Annotated in this window: 18 protein-coding genes; 4 read left to right on the top strand and 14 right to left on the bottom strand. The window is 68.2% G+C overall.

Features of this window, described 5'->3' with window-relative positions; translation table 11 throughout:
• The first annotated feature begins 106 nt into the window (after positions 1 to 106).
• Positions 107 to 1,402 (top strand): citrate synthase, encoded by a 1,296-nt coding sequence (gene gltA / locus DDZ14_RS00805; RefSeq protein ID WP_199221250.1) that lies wholly within the window; start codon positions 107 to 109, stop codon positions 1,400 to 1,402.
• Positions 1,403 to 1,521: 119 nt separating this feature from the next.
• On the opposite strand, the gene DDZ14_RS00810 is transcribed toward gltA, so the two are convergent.
• Positions 1,522 to 1,830 carry a hypothetical protein gene (locus DDZ14_RS00810; RefSeq protein WP_109423188.1) on the bottom strand — a complete coding sequence of 103 codons (309 nt, stop codon included), beginning with the start codon at positions 1,828 to 1,830 and terminating at the stop codon, positions 1,522 to 1,524.
• Positions 1,831 to 1,856: 26 nt separating this feature from the next.
• A complete protein-coding gene (glnE, locus tag DDZ14_RS00815) occupies positions 1,857 to 4,655 on the bottom strand; it encodes a bifunctional [glutamate--ammonia ligase]-adenylyl-L-tyrosine phosphorylase/[glutamate--ammonia-ligase] adenylyltransferase (protein WP_109423039.1) in 2,799 nt (932 codons plus the stop codon).
• Between the two features lie 141 nt (positions 4,656 to 4,796).
• Between glnE and DDZ14_RS00820 the strand changes: the two genes are divergently transcribed.
• Positions 4,797 to 5,267, top strand: a complete 471-nt coding sequence (locus DDZ14_RS00820) for a YbaK/EbsC family protein (RefSeq protein WP_109423189.1) — start codon at positions 4,797 to 4,799, stop codon at positions 5,265 to 5,267.
• Here the strand turns inward: DDZ14_RS00820 and lpxB are convergent.
• The 12 genes from lpxB to pyrH form a co-directional block, all read right to left on the bottom strand.
• Positions 5,257 to 6,432: a lipid-A-disaccharide synthase gene (lpxB, locus tag DDZ14_RS00825; protein ID WP_109423040.1), complete on the bottom strand. Its 1,176-nt coding sequence runs from the start codon at positions 6,430 to 6,432 to the stop codon at positions 5,257 to 5,259. The genes DDZ14_RS00820 and lpxB overlap by 11 nt on opposite strands.
• Positions 6,429 to 7,274 carry an LpxI family protein gene (locus DDZ14_RS00830; RefSeq protein ID WP_109423041.1) on the bottom strand — a complete coding sequence of 282 codons (846 nt, stop codon included), beginning with the start codon at positions 7,272 to 7,274 and terminating at the stop codon, positions 6,429 to 6,431. The genes lpxB and DDZ14_RS00830 overlap by 4 nt, the downstream gene beginning before the upstream one ends.
• An 8-nt stretch (positions 7,275 to 7,282) precedes the next feature.
• Positions 7,283 to 8,083 carry an acyl-ACP--UDP-N-acetylglucosamine O-acyltransferase gene (gene lpxA, locus DDZ14_RS00835; RefSeq protein WP_109423042.1) on the bottom strand — a complete coding sequence of 267 codons (801 nt, stop codon included), beginning with the start codon at positions 8,081 to 8,083 and terminating at the stop codon, positions 7,283 to 7,285.
• Between the two features lie 8 nt (positions 8,084 to 8,091).
• The gene (gene fabZ, locus DDZ14_RS00840; RefSeq protein ID WP_369914281.1) at positions 8,092 to 8,565 is read right to left on the bottom strand and encodes a 3-hydroxyacyl-ACP dehydratase FabZ; all 474 of its coding nucleotides are present in this window, start codon (positions 8,563 to 8,565) and stop codon (positions 8,092 to 8,094) included.
• A gap of 113 nt (positions 8,566 to 8,678) precedes the next feature.
• On the bottom strand, positions 8,679 to 9,341 hold the full coding sequence (locus tag DDZ14_RS00845; RefSeq protein WP_109423044.1) for an OmpH family outer membrane protein: 663 nt from the start codon (positions 9,339 to 9,341) through the stop codon (positions 8,679 to 8,681).
• A 2-nt stretch (positions 9,342 to 9,343) separates the two neighbouring features.
• On the bottom strand, positions 9,344 to 11,677 hold the full coding sequence (bamA, locus tag DDZ14_RS00850) for an outer membrane protein assembly factor BamA (protein ID WP_233252425.1): 2,334 nt from the start codon (positions 11,675 to 11,677) through the stop codon (positions 9,344 to 9,346).
• A gap of 339 nt (positions 11,678 to 12,016) precedes the next feature.
• Complete coding sequence (gene rseP, locus DDZ14_RS00855) at positions 12,017 to 13,360, bottom strand: RIP metalloprotease RseP (RefSeq protein ID WP_109423046.1); 1,344 nt, start codon at positions 13,358 to 13,360, stop codon at positions 12,017 to 12,019.
• Positions 13,361 to 13,368: 8 nt separating this feature from the next.
• The gene (gene dxr / locus DDZ14_RS00860; RefSeq protein WP_109423047.1) at positions 13,369 to 14,550 is read right to left on the bottom strand and encodes a 1-deoxy-D-xylulose-5-phosphate reductoisomerase; all 1,182 of its coding nucleotides are present in this window, start codon (positions 14,548 to 14,550) and stop codon (positions 13,369 to 13,371) included.
• A gap of 4 nt (positions 14,551 to 14,554) precedes the next feature.
• On the bottom strand, positions 14,555 to 15,343 hold the full coding sequence (locus DDZ14_RS00865) for a phosphatidate cytidylyltransferase (RefSeq protein WP_109423048.1): 789 nt from the start codon (positions 15,341 to 15,343) through the stop codon (positions 14,555 to 14,557).
• A 2-nt stretch (positions 15,344 to 15,345) separates the two neighbouring features.
• Positions 15,346 to 16,071, bottom strand: a complete 726-nt coding sequence (gene uppS, locus DDZ14_RS00870; protein WP_109423049.1) for a polyprenyl diphosphate synthase — start codon at positions 16,069 to 16,071, stop codon at positions 15,346 to 15,348.
• A 42-nt stretch (positions 16,072 to 16,113) separates the two neighbouring features.
• Positions 16,114 to 16,680: a ribosome recycling factor gene (gene frr / locus DDZ14_RS00875; RefSeq protein ID WP_109423050.1), complete on the bottom strand. Its 567-nt coding sequence runs from the start codon at positions 16,678 to 16,680 to the stop codon at positions 16,114 to 16,116.
• A gap of 45 nt (positions 16,681 to 16,725) precedes the next feature.
• Positions 16,726 to 17,460, bottom strand: coding sequence for a UMP kinase (gene pyrH, locus DDZ14_RS00880; RefSeq protein WP_109423051.1), 735 nt, complete (start codon positions 17,458 to 17,460; stop codon positions 16,726 to 16,728).
• Positions 17,461 to 17,574: 114 nt separating this feature from the next.
• Here pyrH and miaA point away from each other — a divergent pair, with 114 nt between their 5' ends.
• Both miaA and DDZ14_RS00890 read left to right on the top strand, forming a co-directional pair.
• On the top strand, positions 17,575 to 18,465 hold the full coding sequence (gene miaA / locus DDZ14_RS00885; protein WP_109423052.1) for a tRNA (adenosine(37)-N6)-dimethylallyltransferase MiaA: 891 nt from the start codon (positions 17,575 to 17,577) through the stop codon (positions 18,463 to 18,465).
• Between the two features lie 170 nt (positions 18,466 to 18,635).
• The gene (locus tag DDZ14_RS00890; protein ID WP_158275437.1) at positions 18,636 to 19,472 is read left to right on the top strand and encodes an AraC family transcriptional regulator; all 837 of its coding nucleotides are present in this window, start codon (positions 18,636 to 18,638) and stop codon (positions 19,470 to 19,472) included.
• Positions 19,473 to 19,509 lie beyond the last annotated feature (37 nt).

Raw genomic sequence — 19,509 nt, forward strand, 5'->3', positions numbered from 1 at the left:
AAAGAAAAACCGGGGCACGCGCGCCCGAATTGCGTTGCGCGGGCCCTGTCCGGCAGACCTTCCGGCACCCGGCGCGACCGGGTCCGCCACAGCATGAAAGGGACAGATGATGGCCGACAAGAAGACTGCAACTTTGAGCTTTGCCGACAAGACGCTTGAGTTCCCGATCTACTCGCCGACCGCGGGGCCCGATGTGATCGATATCCGCAAGCTCTACGCCGATGGCGGCGTCTTCACCTACGATCCGGGCTTCACCTCCACCGCATCCTGCGAATCGAAGATCACCTTCATCGACGGCGACAAGGGAGAGCTGCTCTATCGAGGCTACCCGATCGACCAACTGGCCGAGAAGTCGCATTTCCTCGAGGTCTGCTTTCTGCTGCTTTACGGCAACCTGCCTTCGGCCGTTGAACTGGAGGATTTCGAGGCCCGCGTGACCAAGCACACGATGGTCCACGAGCAGATGATGTATTTCTTCCGGGGCTTCCGCCGCGACGCGCATCCGATGGCGATCATCACCGGGGTGATGGGCGCGATGTCGGCCTTCTATCACGACAGCACCGACATCACCGATCCCTGGCAGCGCGAGGTCGCGGCGATCCGCATGATCGCCAAGGTTCCGACGATCAGCGCGATGGCCTACAAGTATTCGGTCGGCCAGCCCTTCGTCTATCCGCGCAACGATCTGGATTTCGCCTCCAACTTCCTGCGCATGTGCTTTGCGGTGCCGGCCGAGGAATACGAGCCCAACCCGATCCTGAGCCGCGCGATGGACCGCATCTTCACGCTGCACGCGGATCACGAGCAGAACGCCTCGACCTCCACCGTGCGGCTGGCGGGCTCGTCGGGTGCGAACCCTTTCGCCTGCATCGCGGCGGGCATTGCCTGCCTCTGGGGACCGGCGCATGGCGGCGCCAACCAGGCCTGTCTGGAGATGCTGCGCGAGATCGGTACGGTGGACCAGATCCCCGAATATATCGCCCGCGCCAAGGACAAGGACGACCCGTTCCGCCTGATGGGCTTCGGTCACCGGGTCTACAAGAACTTCGACCCGCGCGCGAAGGTGATGAAGGAAAGCGCCGACGAGGTGCTGGACCTGCTGGGGATCGACAACAATGAGACGTTGAAGGTCGCCAAGGAACTCGAGAAGATCGCACTCGAGGACGAATATTTCATCTCCAAGAAGCTCTATCCGAACGTGGATTTCTATTCCGGCGTCATCCTCGACGCGATGGGCTTCCCGACCTCGATGTTCACGCCGATCTTCGCGCTGTCGCGCACGGTCGGCTGGATTTCCCAGTGGAAGGAGATGATCGGCGACCCGACCCAGAAGATCGGCCGTCCGCGCCAGCTCTACCAAGGGGCCACGATGCGCGACTATGTGGATGTGGAAGACCGCTGACGGCGCTGAAATCACGGATGCGGCCGCCCATTTCGGGCGGCTGTTTTCCGTTCGGGGTCCAAATGATCTGCAAGACACGGCATTGCGCGGTGTGCCGCGCGGGATCGAGGGCGAAGCCCCTACCCCGCCCCGCCGTCGCGCCGCGGGGTCCGGGACGCTCCGCGCCGCGCCGCCCAGCCGCCCCGCCGTCCGGTCTGGCCCGCACGGTCGAGCCCGGCTTCCAGCACGCGGGTCATCGGATGGTCGGGCTGGGCGCTGCCATAGACCTCCAGCAGTTCGGGGATCAGCGCCTTCATGTCCGCGCCGTCGGGCATGCCCAGCGCCCAGTCGAGGAAAATCGTGCGGCAGTCGGGCTCGGTGATGCCCTCGATCCGGTAGGCCTCGTAGATCAGTCCGCGCGGATCGGCTGCCAGTTTCGGTCGTGCCATGTCCATGCCCCGTCATGCGCCGCCGGTCAGTCCCGCGGTGCGCCAAGAATATCATCCACCAGCCGTTCGCACCGCATCTGCTGCGACCCGAGCGTGTCACGCAGCGACGCGATATCCTCCGCCCCGGTCTCGCGCAGCAGAAAAGCGCGGCCGCCCTCGCCAAGCGCCTCCATGTCGAGCGGCTTCTCCACCAGCAACCGGCTGCCCTGGTTGAGCCGGCGCAAAAGCCCGTGCGCCTCGGCCAGCGCGGCGGCCTGCGCCTCGGCAATCCAGCCGCAGTCCGCGCCGGCCTGCAACTGGGCATCGGGCTGGCGGTCGGGCACGCCGGCGATCAGCGCCGCGGCCTGGGCCACCAGCTCGATATCCTGGAGCCGCCCGCGCCCCAGCTTGGGCTCCCACGGGTTGCCCACACGCCGGGCATCGGCGGCGCGCGAGATACGCTTGCGCATGTCGGCGGTGTCCTGGCGTATCTTCTCCGTATCACCGCGAGCGGTCAGGAGCGTGCGCCGGAATTCCCCGATCTCCGCGCAGAGCCCGTCATCGCCGGCCACGGGCCGGGCGCGGGTCAGGGCCAGATGCTCCCATGTCCAGGCCTCGCGCTGCTGATACTGCGTGAAGGCCGACAGCGCCGTTGCCACCGGCCCCTGCCTTCCCGACGGTCGCAGCCGCATATCCACCTCGTAGAGCTGCCCCTCGGCCATGCGGGCCGAAAGCGCGGTCACCAGCGCCTGCGTCAGCTTCGCGTAATAGGCGGTCACGGAGAGCGGCTTGCGGCCCTCCGACTCGGTCGCGCCGCGCGCGTCGTAGATCACGATGAGGTCGAGATCGGATTTCGCCGTCAGCATTCCCGCACCGAGCGAGCCCATCGCCAGGACCGCCGCGCCGCGCCCCGGCGGCGGCCCGTGGCGTACCGCGAACGCCCCGCAGACCACGGGCCAGAGCGCGCGCAGCACCGCCTCGGCCAGGTCGGAATACTGCCCGGCGGCCTCGTCGGCGCCGATCAATCCGCGCAGGTGATGCACGCCGACGCGGAAATGCCGCTCCTTCATCCAGCGCCGCGCGGCGTCGAGTTGCGCCTCGTAGTCGTCGAGTGGCGCCAGAACGGCGGCGAGTTTCTCGGTCAGCCCGTCCGCCCCCGGCCAGGGATCGAAGAAATCCCCCGCGATCACCGCGTCCAGGACCTGCGCGTTGCGCGACAGATGCGCGGCCAGCCCCGGTGCGGTGGCGCATATATCCGCGATCAGGTCGACAAGCTGTGGATTGGCCTCGAAGAGCGAGAAGATCTGCACGCCCGCGGGAAGGCCCGACAGGAACCCGTCGAACTGCGTCAGCGCCTCGTCGGGCCGCGAGGCACGCGCGAACCGCTTCAGCAGCACCGGCTTCAGGCGGTTGAATATCTCCACCGCGCGGGAGCTGCGCAGCGCCGGATAGCTGCGCCAGCGGCTGACGATCTCGCGCGCGGTCTCGGAAAATGCGTCTTCCGGCGCGGCCTCGCCCTGACCGGGCGCGAAGAAGCCCTCGATCAGCGTGTCCACGCCCTCCAGCCGGGAGCGCAGGTCGCGGCGGTAGGCCTCGGTATCGTCCCAGCCCGAGAACCGCGCCAGCCGGTCGAACCCGTCGGCGCTGCCCGGCAGCTTGTGGGTCTGCGCGTCACCCAGCATCTGCACGCGGTGCTCGACGGTGCGATGCGCGACATAGGCCTCGGTCAGCGCTTCGGCCGCCTCCTGCGGCACCCAGCCCTTGTCCGCCAGCACCGCCAGCCCCTCCACCGTGCCGCGCAGCCGCAGGTCGGGGTCGCGGCCGCCGGCGATGATCTGCCGTGTCTGGGTGAAGAACTCGATCTCGCGGATGCCGCCGCGTCCGAGTTTCATGTCATGGCCTTCGAGCGTCAGCCGCCCGCCCAGCCCCTTGTGCGAGCGAATGCGCAGCCGCATGTCGTGGGCATCCTGGATCGCGGCGAAATCCAGGTGCTTGCGCCAGACGAAAGGCTTGAGCCGGTCGAGGAACGCCTCGCCTGCCGCGATGTCGCCCGCGCAGGGGCGCGCCTTGATATAGGCGGCGCGTTCCCATGTGCGCCCGACGCTCTCGTAATAGCGTTCGGCGGCTTCCATCGACAGGCAGACCGGCGTCACCCCCGGATCGGGGCGCAGCCGCAGATCGGTGCGGAAGACATAGCCCTCCCCCGTCACATCCGACAAGAGCGCGCACATTCGCCGCGTCGCCCGGATCAACGCCGCGCGGACTTCGTGGAAATCGTCGGGGTCGTATCGGGTCTCGTCGAAAAGGCAGATCAGGTCGATATCCGAGGAATAGTTCAACTCCCCCGCGCCCATCTTGCCCATCGCCAGCACGCACATCCCCGCGGCGGTCTCGATCTCGTCCTCGCCCGCGCCGGGGATCTTGCCGCGCCGGATCTCCGCCCCGACCAGCGCCTTGAGCGACAGATCGACCGCCCGGTCGGCAAAATCGCTGAGCGCCCCGGTGATCCGATGCAGCTCCCACACACCACCCAGATCGGCCAGCGCGATCAGCAACGCCACCCGGCGCTTGGCCTGCCGCAGCGCGTCCTCGAGCGCCCCGGCATCGCCTGCGGACAGCGCCGCCATCACGTCGGCCAGCGCCTCCTCCGGGGGTTGCTCCCAGGCCGCGCGCAGCCACTCCGCCTCGCGCCGCAGGAGGGTGGCCAGGAAAGGGCTGCACCCGGCCGTGCCCTCAATCAGCGCGCGCATCGGCGCGGGCGCGCCGTCATAGAGCGCCGCCGTCTCGGCACCGATCTCGGTCTCATAGGGGATGGGCGCGGAACTGAGCCGGGAAATCAGGGACATGGGCGCAGAATGCGGCCCCGCGCGATGGGGGTCAACGCCTCTCCGCGCGCAGTCCGGTTATTGCTTGTCATTGCCCGCGCCTTCTTCAAGACTGCCCGCGCAGGCCGGGCGGCGACCCGACGGCGGAGACGGGAGCAGATCATGAGCAAGAGTGTCAGGCGCGTCAGGGAGGTGCTGGAGGCCGCCGGGCTGGACGTGGAGATCATGAAGACACCGGACAGCACGCGCACCGCGCAGCAGGCAGCCGTGGCGGCAGGCTGCGCGCTGGACCAGATCGTGAAGTCGATGATCTTCGCAGGGGCCAAAAGCGGGCGGCTGCTGCTCTTTCTGACGGCGGGCGGCAACCGGGTGGTCGAGGCCGCCGCCGAACGCCTGTCGGGCGAGCCGCTTGTCCGCGCCGACGCCGCGCGGGTGCGCGCGGAGACGGGCTTCGCCATCGGCGGGGTCGCGCCGCTGGGCCATCTGAACCCGATCCGGGCCTTTCTCGACCCGCGGCTCTGCGATTTCGACACGGTCTGGGCCGCGGCCGGCACGCCCTATCACATATTCCCGATCGCCCCCGACCGGCTGATCGCACTGACCGGCGCGACCACGGGCGAATTCACGAGATAGCGTCCAGCACCGCGCGCGCCGCGCGCAGGCCCGGATCCGGCCCGTCGCGGCCCAGCTTGCGCATCGTCTCGCGCGCCGCTGAAAGCTGCTGCGCACGCACCGACCCGTCGGTCAGCGTCTCCAGCAGCGCCTCGGCGATGGGCGCGGGCCGGCAGGCTTCGCCGATAAACTCCGGCACCGCGCGGCGCTCGGTGACGATATTGACCAGGTTGACCGTGTCGATCCGGATCAGCCGCTTGATGATGCGCCGCGAGAGCCAGTTCATGTCATAGGCCACCACCATCGGCGTGTCGGTCGCGGCCAGTTCCAGCGCCACCGTGCCCGACGCCGCAAGCGCCGCGTCGGACGCCGCGAAGGCGCGGCGTTTTTCGGTCTCGGCCTCGGGCGCGGACATCTCGCGCGGGTCGAGCACCACCGGATCGCCGGGCCAGCGCGCCACTGCCGCCAGCACCTCACCCGCCACGTGGCGCGCGGCGGGAATGACGACGCGCGCCTCCGGCAGCCGGGCCAGGACCGGACGCAGGGCCTCGCCGAAGATAGGTGCGAGCCGCGACACCTCGCCCCGGCGCGAGCCCGGCAGCACGCAGATCAGCGGTACGCCCGCGGCGATCTCGTGGCGGGCACGCAAGGCGCGCGCCTCCTCGGCCGAGGGGACCGGATCGCAGACCACCGGGTGGCCGACGAAGTCACAGCCCATGCCCGCTTCCTGCATATAGGGGGACTCGAAGGGGAAAAGCGCCAGCACATGGTCGATGCACTGTGCCATCTTCGCCGCCCGGCCAGGCCGCCAGGCCCAGACCGTGGGCGCGACGTAATGGATCGTGCGGATCTCCGGCGCGGCGGCCTTCACCCGGCGCGCCACGCGCAGGCAGAAATCCGGGCTGTCGATGGTGATGAGCGCGGCGGGCCGCGCGCTCAGCACCGCGTCCACGGCCTCGTCCCGGCGCGACAGAAGGTGCCGCAGCCGCGGCAGCACCTCGGTAATCCCCATCACCGACAACTCGTCCATGGGAAAGATGCTCTCCAACCCCGCCGCCTGCATCAGCGGGCCGCCCACCCCGATGAAGAGCGCATCGGGGTCTGCCGCTGCGAGCCCCTGCATCAGGCTCGCGCCCAACCTGTCGCCCGACGCCTCGCCCGCGATCAGGAAGAAGGTGCGCGTCATGCAAGACCCCCGCGCGCCCAGATGAAAAGCCCCGCCGCATCGGCGGCGGCCAGCGTCGCGGCACGGTCGAGGATCATCACCCCGCCCGCGGCGATCACGATGCCCGCCAGCCCCGCCCCGGCGGCGCGGCGCACCGTATCGGGACCGATCACCGGCATGTCCGCGCGCAGGTCCTGCCCCGGCTTGGGGCGCTTGAGGAAAACGCCGCGCGCGCCCTTTGCGTCCGGGCGGCAGGCCGCGCCTGTGCGCGCCACCCAGTCCAGCATCGCGTCGGTACCCTGCACCGTCTCCACCCCCAGGCAAAGCCCCTGCGCGACGACCGCGCCCTGCCCCAGGTCGAGCGCACCCAGCGCGGCGGTGATCGCATCGGCACGGTCGGCATCGGCGCGGTCGGCGGGCGTCGGCGCATGGGCGCCCAGAACGCCCTCCTCCGCCACGAGGCCCGGCACCAGTTCATGCGCGCCCAGAACAGCGAAGCCCGCCTCCTCGAAGACCGCGATCACCGCGCGCAGGAGGCCGTCATCGCCCGACTTCAAGGCCGCCATGATGCGCGGCGCCAGCGCCAGCGTCGTGGCGTCGAGCGCGGCGGGGTCGAGCGCCGGGCGGGCGAGCGCGCCGGCCATCACCACCCGGTCCACGCCTGCGGTGCGCAGATCGTCGAAAAGCGCGCCCAAACGCTCGAACCGGGCTGCGATCACCTCGACATCATCCGGGACGGCTGCGCGGACCCCGGCGAAATCGACGGCGCAGACGGGTGTGCCAGCGGTGCGGGCGGCCTGCGCGATATCCGAAGGCAAGGTACCGTCGCCCGCCAGGATCGCAAGTTTTCCAGCCGCCCCCATGCCCGGCCTCACCGCGGGGTCAGGAACGAGCGTTCGGACCCGCCCAGGATGAAGGCGATCATCTCGCGCAGATGGGCGTTGCCGCTGCCCGCGGCCTCCAGCTTCGCGGCGCGGTCCTGAAAGCTGCCCTCGCCGGTGGCCAGCGCCCGGTAGGCGGCGCGCAACTCGGCGATCTCGGCGCGCGACAGGCCGCGGCGCTTGAGCCCCACCAGGTTGAGCCCGTCGAGCCGCCCGCGCGGCCCCTGCACCAACCCGTAGGGGATCACGTCATGGGTGACCATCGTCACCGCGCCGACGATCGCGCCCTTGCCCACGCGCACGAATTGGTGGATGCCCGACAGCCCGCCGATCACAACCCCGTCGCCGATCACGCAATGGCCCGCGAGTGCCACGTCATTGGCCAGGATCACGCTGCTGCCCACCTGCGCGTCATGGCCCACATGCGCGCCGGTCATCAACAGGCAGTCGTCGCCCACGCGCGTGACCCGGCCGCCGCCCTCGGTCCCGGTGTTGAGCGTCGCGCCCTCGCGGATGCGCACGCGGCGGCCCACCTCCAGCCGCGAGGCCTCGCCCTTGTATTTCAGATCCTGCGGCACCTCGCCCACGCAGGCGAAGGGAAAGATCACCGTGCCCTCGCCGATGCTCGTATGGCCGGTGACGACGGCATGGCTCTTGACCTCGACACCCGCCGCCAGCCGCACATCCGGGCCGATCACCGAAAAGGGGCCGATCCGGCAGTCCGCGCCGATCTCCGCGCCGTCTTCCACGATGGCCGCGCCATGGATCTGCGCCGAGGGGTGAATCGCCATCAGGCGGCCTATTTGTTGTCGCCGGGAAGCACGATCATGGCCGAGAACTCGGCCTCGGCGGCCTTTTCGCCATCGACCATGCCGATGCCTTCGAATTTCCAGATCTTCCCGTGCCCGCGCAGCACGTTCACGTGCAGCTCCAGCACATCGCCCGGCACCACCTGCCGGCGGAACCGCGTCTTGTCGAGCGTCATGAAATAGACCAGAGGATGCTTGTCCACCAGATCGAGCGTCCAGCCCACGAGGACGCCTGACGTCTGCGCCATGGCCTCGATGATCGTGACGCCGGGCATCACCGGCTTGGTCGGAAAATGTCCCTGGAAATGCGGCTCGTTAAAGGTGACGTTCTTGACCCCGACGGCGCTCTCTGCGGGGAGGATGTCGCGCACCCGGTCGATCAGGAGAAACGGGTAGCGATGCGGAATGATCCGCTGGATCAGAGAGATATCCGCTTCGTCCAGCGGCGGTTGAGACGCATCCATCATCGTCGGGAAACCCTTCCAGTTCTGCGGGCCGTCGCGGGCCTCCGCTCCTGACTAGCAAGCCGCCCCCGGACTGGCAAGCGCCAGCCCTATCCCAGCCACCGGTCCGGTTCTTACTCTGACGCGGGCGCCGGCGGCGCGTCCCCGGTCGGCTCGGGCGGTTCGTCCACAGGCGCGCCGGGCGCCGGCGCGGGCGGCTCGGCGGGCGTGTCCTCGCCGATCTGCGACCCGTCTCCCAGTTCGGCGTTCACGCGCTCGATCGCGATATCGGTGATGTCGATGCTGCCCGCCGACAGGATGATCGCCCGGTCCTGCAACAGAACGGCCGCGCCGGCTTCCTGCACGATGCCCAGCAGCACCGGCAGCGAGGCCTCGAAGAAGCGCTGGCGTTCGGATTCGGTTCGTACCTCGATGTCGCGTGCTTTCTTGTCCTGGCGGGCGCGGATCGCGACAACCCGTTCGTCGAAGGCGTCGGCCAGATCACGAAACTGGGCCGCATCCATCTCGGGGCGCCTTTCGGTCAGCTCGCGTTCCTCGGCGGTCAGCTCCGCCTCGATCCGCCGGTTCTCCGCCGCCAGGTCGTTGGCCTGCTGCTCCAGCTCGCGCAGCACGCGCTGGCCGAAATCCGACTGCGAGAAGAGCCGCTCCTGATCGAGGGTCAGCACCGGGCTGCGCGGCAGGCCGTCCTGTGCCGCTGCCACCACAGGCAACCAGGCCGCGATCAGCCAGGCCAGCGCGGCCCCCAGTATTCGCGCCGGGCCTCGCCGCCCCATCATCGTCAGAACTGCGTGCTGACGGTGAAGTCGAAGGCCCGCGTCTCGTCCTCGGGCTCTTTCATGAGCGCCTTGGAAAAGTTGAATCGCAGCGGCCCCAACCCGGTCTGCCAGAAGACCGAGAAGCCGATGGCGGAGCGCAGAGCAAAGCCATCATCAACCGGCACGCCGCCCGTGCCAATCGTGTCGTCGAGTCCCCAGAGCGAGCCGACATCTAGGAACACGCCGCCGCGCACACCGAATTCCTCGGGCAGGCCGACCGGGAACTGCGCCTCGAAGCGGGCAACCGCGAAGTAGTTGCCGCCCAGACCGTCCTGGTTGACGGAATTCACGTCACGCGGGCCGATGCCGCGGAAATCGAAGCCGCGCATCTGCTGGGAACTGAGGTTGAACCGGTCGGTCAGCCGGGAGTCGTCGCTCAGCATGATGAGCCCGCCCACCTCCAGCTCCGCGCTCAGCGTGATCTCCTCGTTGCGGATACGCTTTTGCGCGCCGATCAGTGCGGTGGACTTGACGTATTCGACATCGCCGCCCAGCCCCGCGACATCGCTGGAAAAGGTCAGGATCACGCCTGCAGTGGGATCGAGTCCCGTCCGCCGCGTGTCGTAGGAGTAGGAGAAGCCGACGGCACTGGTCAGGAAGGAGCCCTCGTCGCGCTGGATGATGGGCGAGTTGTTGGCGTCCACGCCACTCAGCTGGTCCTCGGAGATGCGGTAGCGAAGCTGGAGCCGCCCGTTCTCGGAGACCGGGAAGTCGATGGAGGGCTGGAAGCCGATCGACTGGGTATCGAACTCCGCATTGTCCTGATCGGTCCGCCGCCGGAAGAAGAGCTTCATTCCGACGCCCAGATCACGGTCGAGGAAGCCGGGCTCGCGAAAGTCCAGATCGAGCGTGCGCGTCTCCTGCGCGGTGTTCACCGCGAAGCGCAGGAACTGCCCGCGGCCCAGGAAGTTGCGTTCCTCGAATGAAGCGCCGATGCCGGGGCCGTCGTCGGTGCTGAAGCTCAGCCCCAGCGACAGCGTGCCGGTGGGCTGTTCCTCGACATTGACGTCGATGATGCGCTGTTCGGGGCCGGACCCTTCGGAGGCGTTCACGTCGGAATTCGCGAAGAAACCCAGCGCGCGGATGCGCTGCGCGGCCTGACGAATCTCGCGCGGGTTGAACGGATCGCCCTCGACGACATGGAACTGGCGCCGGATCACCCGGTCCACCGTGGTCGTGTTGCCCTCGATGTCGATGCGCTCGATGAAGACGCGCTCGCCCCGGATGATGTCAAACTCGACATCGAGCGTCAGATCCGCGTCGTTGCGGGTGATCCGCGGCTCGACCCGGATGAAATCGAGCCCGTCACGCACCGCCAGCCGCTCCATCCGCGCGATGGCGCGGTCCACCAGCGCCGGCGAATAGGTGATGCCGGGGCGGATGCGCAGCACCTTGTGGTATTTTTCCGGGTCGATCTCGGGCAGGTCCGACACGGTGGTGATCTCGCCGAATTCGAAAGACTGACCCTCGCGGATATGGAAAGTCAGGAAGAAGGCGTCGCGGTCGCGGGAAAATTCCTGCGTCACCGACAGGATCTCGAAATCCACGTAGCCGCGCGAGCTGTAGAAATCCGTCAGCTCCTGCCGGTCGAAGTCGATTCTATCGGCGATATATGTGTCGCTGCCGATAATGCGCCGCAGGATGCCCGCCTGCTTGGTCTGGAGCACGCGGCGCAGACGGCGGTCGGAGAAGCTGCGGTTGCCCACGAAACTCAGGCGCTCGACCTCCACGACGCCGCCCTCGCGGATCTCGAAGATCAGATCGACGCGGTTGTCGGTACGCCGGATGATGACGGGTTTCACACGCGCGGCCATGCGGCCGGTCTGGCGATAGGCGTCGGCGATGTTGTTGGCGTCGCGTTCGGCCTGGGCGGGGTTGTAGACACGCCGTGGCTGCGATTCGACGATCGCCGTCAGCGCCTCGTCGTTGAGCCGCTTGTTGCCCTCGAAATTGATCCGGCTGATGGTCGGGAACTCACGCACCCGGATCAGCAGTTGCGCGCCCTGCGGCACGACCTCGACGGATTCGAACAGCCCGGTCCCGATCAGGTTCTGATAGGCGTCGTTCACCGCGCCCGTCGTCACGGCCTGACCGCGGGGGATGCCCGCGAATGTCTCGATCGAGGAGCTTTCGATCCGCTGGTTGCCTTCCACCACGACGGAGGTGAAGCGGTAGCTCTGCGACGCGGCCGGCCCGGCGGGCAGGATCAGCGCCAATACGAGTGTCAGGAAGGCCATTCCGGCGATGACCTGCACCCAGCGCATCGTCCGGTTTTCATTCACTGATCTGGACGTCATTCTGGGAGCCCCGCCTCACACGCAATCGAAGCCTGAATAGAGCGTATGGGGGGGCTTGTCAAAAGCCCAGAAACGCGAGGCGGCGCTGTTGAAAACAGCGACCGCCCGAGCATGCAAACGTGAGGGGTTAATGACGAAAGTTCTGGTCAGACAGGGATGAACCAGGCCAACACGCCCAGAGACGCCGCAATCGCGCACGCATAGACCAGAAGGTCCGCGTTCAGGTCGATCAGCAGCGCAAGTCCCCTGTATCCGGCATGTAGCTGGCGCATTTTACTGAGCCTTTCCAATCATCCTCATAAAAAAATAGCCAAGGATTATGGCGCAAATTTGTCGGGATCAGGGACAGAACAAGTCGTTCGTCAGCCCGAAGACCATCAGCGAAAGGATCAGCGTGAGCCCGACCGTCATCATGATCTGGAGCGCCCGGTCGCTGGGCGGACGGCCGGTCACCGCCTCGTAGCCGAAGAAGACCAGATGCCCGCCATCGAGAACCGGAATCGGAAAGAGGTTGAGCATCCCGACCGCGGTGGACAGCACCGCGATGAACCAGATGAAGCTCTCCAGCCCCTGGCTGGCCGCCGCGCCCGAGACTTCGGCAATGCCGATCGGCCCCTGAAGGTTGCAGGAACTGATCGCGCCGGTGACCATGTGCCACAGCCCGCTCAGGCTGCCGGTGATCACCCCCCAGGTCCGCTCGGAACCCAGTTTCAGCGCCTCCAGCGGGCCGGGGGTATAGGTATGGGGCTCGAAGAATGTGCTTCCGGTGATGCCGATCAGCTTGCGCGTCTCCCAGCCGCCCTCGTCCGCCGGCAGATCGACGATCTTGGGCAGCAGCGCAATCTCCAATGTCTGGCCCGACCGCCAGATCGTCAGGCGCAGCGGATCGGTGCCCGACTGCGTGACCGCGTTCTTGAGTTCGTTGAAGCTCGCGATGGGCTGGCCGTCCACCGCGCGGATCATGTCGCCGGCTTCCAGCCCCGCGGCGATCGCGGCCGAACGCGGCTGCACGCTCGAAACAAGCGGCGGCATCGGGAACGGGCCCTCCACCGTCATCCGGGTGCTGTCGCGTTCCACCAGATAGGACTTGCTCGGCGCGGGCGCGGCGGAGTCGGCATAGTCGAAATAGGCCTCGAAGGAGGGCACCTCGTTACCGTCCACGGCCAGAATCCGGTCGCCCGGCTGCAACTCCACGGGAATGTCCTGCGGCAGCGGCTTGAGCGCGCCCACGATGGGCGTGTCGCGGGCCAGCCCGCCGACGATGAAGACCATTGCGAAGACCAGGATCGACAGGATGAAGTTGGCGACCGGCCCCGCCGCAACCGTCGCCGAACGCGCCCAGAGCGGCGCGCCATGCATCGTGTCGCCGTGGATGTTGGAGCCTCTCGCGGCCTCCAGCGCGGCGTCGTCCCGGCCGCTCGCCGCATCCGCGTCGCCCAGGAATTTCACGTATCCGCCGAATGGCAGCGCCGCGACCTGCCAGCGCGTACCGCGCGCATCGACCCGCGACCAGAGCACCGGGCCGAACCCCAGCGAGAAGACCTCCGCCCCGATGCCACACCAGCGCCCGACGATATAATGGCCGAACTCGTGCACGAAAACGATGATGCTCAGGGCCAGTATGAAGGCGATGACCGTGGCGGCGAAACCGCCGAACGACGGCAACAGGGAGACGATATCCAAACTTGTCCTCAGCTCTGGTTCAGGCGGCTTGCCGCTTCTTGCGTTGTCCTACGAGCCAGATGGTCCGTCGCCAGCACGCTATCAAGGGTGAATGTGGCACCGGTAAGGTCACCTTGGGCCATCAGCTTGTCGAGCGTCACCTCCACCAGCGGCGCCATGTCGGCAAAGCCGATCTGCCCGGCGAGGAAGGCATCGAGCGCGCTTTCCTTGGCCGCGTTGAAGGCCGCGCCCGCCAGGCCGCCGGCCTGCATCACCCCGCGGGCCAGGCGCAGGGCGGGGAAGCGCGCCTCGTCGGGCGCATGGAAGTCGAGCCGCGCGATCTCGGCCAGGTCGAGCCGCGCCACCGGCAGCGCGGCCCGGTCGGGCCAGTTAAGCGCATAGCCGATCGCGTGCCGCATGTCGGGCGGTCCCAGATGCGCCATCAGCCCGCCATCGGCGAAGCCGACCAGCGCGTGGACGATGGATTGCGGGTGAATCAGCACCTCGATCTGTCCCGGCGAGAAATCGAAAAGCTCACGCGCTTCAATGACTTCCATCGCCTTGTTGAAAAGGCTTGCGCTGTCGATGGAAATCCGCTGCCCCATTCGCCAGTTGGGATGCGCCATCGCCTCCGCCACCGTCGCGCGGGCCAGCCTTTCGGCGGGCCAGTCGCGGAACGGCCCGCCCGAGGCGGTCAGGATCACCCGTTCCGCATCGGCGCGCCTCTCGCCCGTCAGGGCCTGGAAGATCGCCGAATGCTCGCTGTCCACGGGCAGGATCGTCGCGCCGTGGCGCGCGGCCTCCGCGCGCATCAGCGGACCGGCGCAGACCATGCTCTCCTTGTTGGCCAGTGCCAGTGTGCCGCCATGCGCCAGCGCCCGCATCCCCGGCGCCAGACCCGCCGCGCCGACGATGGCCGACATCACCCAGTCGGCGGGCCGCGCGGCGGCCTCCAGCAGCGCGGCGGAACCGGCGGCCGCCGCCACCCCGCTGCCGGCAAGCGCGGCGCGCAGAGGCTCCAGGCAGTCGTCGAAGGCGGTCACGGCGATCTCGGCCTTGAGACGCCGCGCCTGATCGGCCAGCAGCGCTACATTGCGCCCGCCGCTCAGCGCGACCACGTCGAAGGCATCGGCGCCGCCGGCCTTGGCGATCAGGTCCGCCGTGTTGACGCCGATGGAGCCGGTCGCGCCGAAGATCGAGACCCGCCGCATCGGCCTAGCCCCCCAGACCGGGCGGGAAGGCGAAGAGCACGGCGTAGAGCGCCAGCACCAGCGCCGCGCCCACCAGCCCGTCGAACCGGTCCATCAGCCCGCCGTGTCCGGGCAGGATATTGGACGCGTCCTTGACGCCCGCGCGCCGCTTGATCCAGCTTTCGGCGACATCGCCAAGCTGCGCGGCCAGGCACATCGCAACCGAGAGTGCCATCAGCGGGTTGGCCCAGACGCCCTCGATGGAGGCGGCGAAGACCAGCCCTACCAGCGCCGCGCAGATCCAGCCCGCGACGGTGCCCGACCAGGTCTTCTTGGGGCTGATCCGGGGCCAGAATTTCGGCCCCCCGATCAGCCGCCCGGCGAAATACCCCGCTACGTCGGAGGCGATCACCACAAGAACCAGCCACAGCATCCAGACGGGTCCGTCATCGGCGCGCAGCACCACCAGCGCCGATGTGGCCACCACCATCGCGGCAGCACCCAACGCGAAGGTCAGCCTGCGGCCGGGGGCCACAAGCGCGGCCATCGCGGGGACCACCAGCAGGCCCAGCGCACCCCAGGGCGCGGGCAGCACCGGCGCGGCCAGGACGGCGGCGGCGGCCACGAGCGCGGGCTGCGGGGGCTGCGGCGCGCCCTGCATCCGCGCCAGTTCCCACACCATCAGCCCCGCGACCAGCGCGCAGAGAGTCAGGAAGGCCGCGCCGCCATACCAGACGGCCGCAAAACCCAGGAGGGCCATCACGGCGGCCGAGCCGGTGCGCGCGGCCAGGTCGGAAAAGCTTGCGCGGGCCAAGACTACCCGGCCACCGCGCCGAACCGGCGTTCGCGCGTTTCGAACCGCGCCAGGCAGCGCGCGAACAGTTCGGGCGTGAAATCGGGCCAGAGCGTATCGACGAAATCGTATTCGGCATAGGCCGACTGCCAGAGCAGGAAATTCGAGATCCGCGCCTCGCCGCTGGTGCGGATCACCAGGTCGGGGTCCGGCAGCACATGGGTGTCCAGGAAGCCCGCCAGCGTCTCGGCGCTGACCGCTTCGGGGTCGAGCCGGCCCGCCGCCACTTCGCGCGCCAGGCGCTGCGTGGCGCGCGCGACCTCGTCGCGGCCGCCGTAGTTCAGCGCGATAGTCAGATCAACGGTGGAATTTCCGGCCGTGAGTTCTTCCAGCCCGTCCATCATCGCGACAAGCTTGCGGTCCAGCCGGTTGCGATCGCCGATGAACCGCACCCGCACGCCGCGCTTCAAGAGCCGCTGCGCCTCATTGCGGATATAGCGGCGGAAAAGGGCCATCAGTCCCGCGACCTCGGGCTGCGTGCGCTTCCAGTTTTCCGTCGAGAAGGCGAAGATCGTCAGGTAGCGGACGCCGAGATCGGGGCACGCCTCGACGATCTCGCGCACACGCGCTGCACCGGCGCTGTGTCCGAAGAGCCGCGGGCGCCCGCGGCTCTGGGCCCAGCGCCCGTTGCCGTCCATGATGATCGCGACATGCATCCGCCGCGCGATCCCTGCCGCATCCTCAGCCATTCCGGGCCGCCCCGCCGCCGTGTCCGCCTGCCCGTGCCGGGGTCATACCTGCATGATTTCCTCTTGTTTGGATTCCAGCGCCTGATCCACATGCGCGATGGCCTTGTCGGTCAGTTCCTGGATCTCGTCATGCCAGATGCGCTCGTCATCCTCGCCCATGCCTGCCGCCCTGGCCTTCTTGAGCTGGTCCATGCCGTCTTTTCGCACGTTGCGGATCGCCACGCGCGCGTGTTCGGCATATTGCGCGGCGACACGGGAAAGCTCGCGGCGGCGTTCCTCGTTCAGTTCGGGGATCGGCAGGCGGATGATCGGCCCGTCCGTCTGCGGGTTGATGCCCAGACCGGAATTCCGGATCGCCTTCTCCACCGCGCCGATCAGGCTCTTGTCCCAGACATTCACCGTGATCATCCGCGGCTCCGGCACATTCACGGTGCCGCACTGGTTGATCGGCATGGTGGAGCCGTAGGCCTCCACCATCACCGGGTCCAGCATGGAGGCCGAGGCCCGCCCCGTGCGCAGCGATGCGAATTCGGAGCGCAGCGCGCTCATCGCGCCGTCCATCCGGCGTTGCAGATCGTCTAGATCAATCTCGAGGTCATCTCCCGACATGGCCCGTCTCGCCCTTCTGGTCTCTTCAACGGCTCTATAGCCGCTTCATTCCACGATTGTATAGGTGCCTTCGCCCCTGAGGATACCCTGGAAGCCGCCCGGTTCGTCGAGGGAGAAGACGATGATCGGCAGGTTGTTGTCGCGCGCCAGCGCGATCGCGGAGGCGTCCATCACCTTGAGGTTCTTCACCAGCACGTCGTCATAGCTCACCCGGTCATAACGTTTCGCATCCGCGTCGATATTGGGGTCCTTGTCATAGACCCCATCGACCTTGGTGCCCTTGAAGATCGCCTCGCAGGCCATTTCGCTGGCCCGCAGCGTGGCCGCGGTGTCGGTGGTGAAATAGGGATTGCCAGTCCCGGCGGCGAAGATGCAGACGCGCTTCTTTTCCAGGTGGCGCACGGCGCGGCGGCGGATATACGGCTCGCAGACCTGGTCCATCGGAATGGCGCTGATCACCCGCGTATAGACGCCCAGCGCCTCCAGCGCGGCCTGCATGGCCAGCGCATTCATCACCGTGGCCAGCATTCCCATGTAGTCGGCGGTGGTGCGCTCCATCCCCTGGGCGGAACCCTGAAGGCCCCGGAAGATGTTTCCGCCGCCGATCACCATGCAGATCTCCACGCCCAGATCGTGGACAGTCTTGACCTCCCTCGCGATACGCTCGACCGTCGGCGGATGCAGGCCGTAGCCCTGGTCCCCCATCAGCGCCTCACCGGAGATTTTCAGCATCACCCTCTTGTATGTCGTGCCCGTTTGGGAAGATGATGCGTCGCTCATGTTAGATGCTCTCCTGATACCCGGCCCCTTTGCCGCCGACAAAATGTCGGAAAAGCCCGACATGTTCAACGTCAATCGCGGGGCGAGGCGCTACGCAGCCGGAGCAAGCCGGAGATGATCGCGCCGGGGGCGCTCGATCCGGATCGTCCGGTGCTGATCGCGGGGCCGACCGCGTCGGGAAAATCCGCGCTCGCGCTGGAAATCGCGGACCGCGACGGCGGCGTGATCGTCAATGCAGACGCGCTCCAGGTCTATGATTGCTGGAAGGTGCTGACGGCCCGCCCGTCGGCGGCCGACGAGGCCCGCGCGCCACATGCGCTCTACGGCCATGTGCCCTGCGACCGCGCCTGGTCGGTGGGCGACTGGCTGCGCGACGTGGCAGCCCTGCTGCGCGACGCGCAGGCGCGCCCGATCGTCGTGGGCGGCACCGGGCTCTATTTCACCGCACTGACAGAAGGGCTGGCCGAGATCCCGCCGGTGCCCGCCGCGATCCGGGCCGAGGCCGATGCGCGGCTGGCCGCCGAAGGCGCGGCCCCGCTGCTGGCCGAACTGGCCCGCGCCGATCCGCGCACCCATGCCAGGATCGACCGGCGCAATCCCGCACGGGTGCAGCGTGCCTGGGAGGTGCTGCGCTCCACCGGCCGCGGACTGGCGGACTGGCAGGGCGAGACCGGCCCGCCGCTCCTGCCCCTGTCGCGGACGCAGCCCTTCGTCCTCGAGGTGGACCGCGACCGGCTCAACGCGCGCATCGCCCGGCGCTTCCGCACCATGCTGGAGGCCGGCGCGCTGGACGAGGTGCGGGCCCGCCTGCCCCGTTGGAACCCCGCCCTGCCCTCCGCCCGCGCCATCGGCGCGACCGAACTTGTCGCCCATCTGCGCGGCGAGATGACGCTGGAGGAGGCCGAGACCGCCGCCTGTCAGGCCACGCGCAACTATGCCAAGCGGCAGCGAACCTGGTTCCGCTCCCGCATGAGTGGCTGGACGAGGCTCGAAGCCCTTGCCTGAGGGCGCTCCAGGCCCGGCGGCAGAGGGCGAACGGCTCCACATCGGCGCTTTTCGGCACTTTGTTGAAGATTTCAACGCTTTGCCATTTTTTGGCCACAGGGGTCATGTTACGGTCTGTTTCTAAACCTGCAACAGAACCGCCATTTATCGACCGGAGGTTTCCCGCGACCATGCAAGAGCACGCCACGACACCCGCTTCCCCGGCGCTTGCCTATGTCCGCATCTGCTCGCTGCAAAGCGTCGCATCCGGCGCGGGCTGGCATGTGGAAGCCGCCCGCAGCCTCTCGGCCGACCTGTTTCTGTGGATCACCAAGGGCCAGGGGCGCAGCACCATCGACGGCATCACCCGCGGCTATGGTCCGCATACCGCGGTCTTCGTGCCCGCCGGCGTCATGCACGGGATCGAGGTGGGCCCGCGCGTCCAGGGCTACGCCGTCTTCATCCCCCGCGGGATGGAGCCCGGCCTGCCCCGCAATGTCATGCAGATCCGCACCACCGACATGTCCGAGCAGGGCGAGGCCACCCGCATGATCGAGGTGATCCAGTCCGAAATGTCGGACCGCCGCGAAGGGTTCGACCGCGCCGTCGCCGCGCAGATCACCATGCTTTCGGTCTGGCTGGAACGCCGCACCGGCCGCAACGAGCGCGCGGCGCCCGCCCGTTCCAGCGCCGCGCAACGCATCGTGCGCGATTTCGCCGCCCTCCTGGAGCGCGAGATCGATGCAGGCAAGTCGGTTTCGGATTTCGCCCGCGCGCTCTCGGTCACGCCCACGCATCTGTCGCGGGTCTGCCGGGACAGTTTCGGCAAGCCCGCCTCCGAGGTGCTGCAGGACCGGATCATCCTGGAGGCCCGGCGGATGCTGGGCGAAACCGACCTGAAGGTGCAGGAAGTGTCGGCCCGGCTCGGCTTCTCCTCGCCCGCATATTTCACCCGGCTCTTCGCGCAGCGCACGGGGCTCTCGCCCAGCGTCTTCCGGCAGCGCCACAGCAGGGGCGCCCATGTCTGAGCCCGGCCTGGGCCCAGTCTGATCCTCGCCTGAATCG

The organism is Maritimibacter sp. 55A14 (assembly GCF_003122205.1).
GTDB lineage: Bacteria > Pseudomonadota > Alphaproteobacteria > Rhodobacterales > Rhodobacteraceae > QEYE01.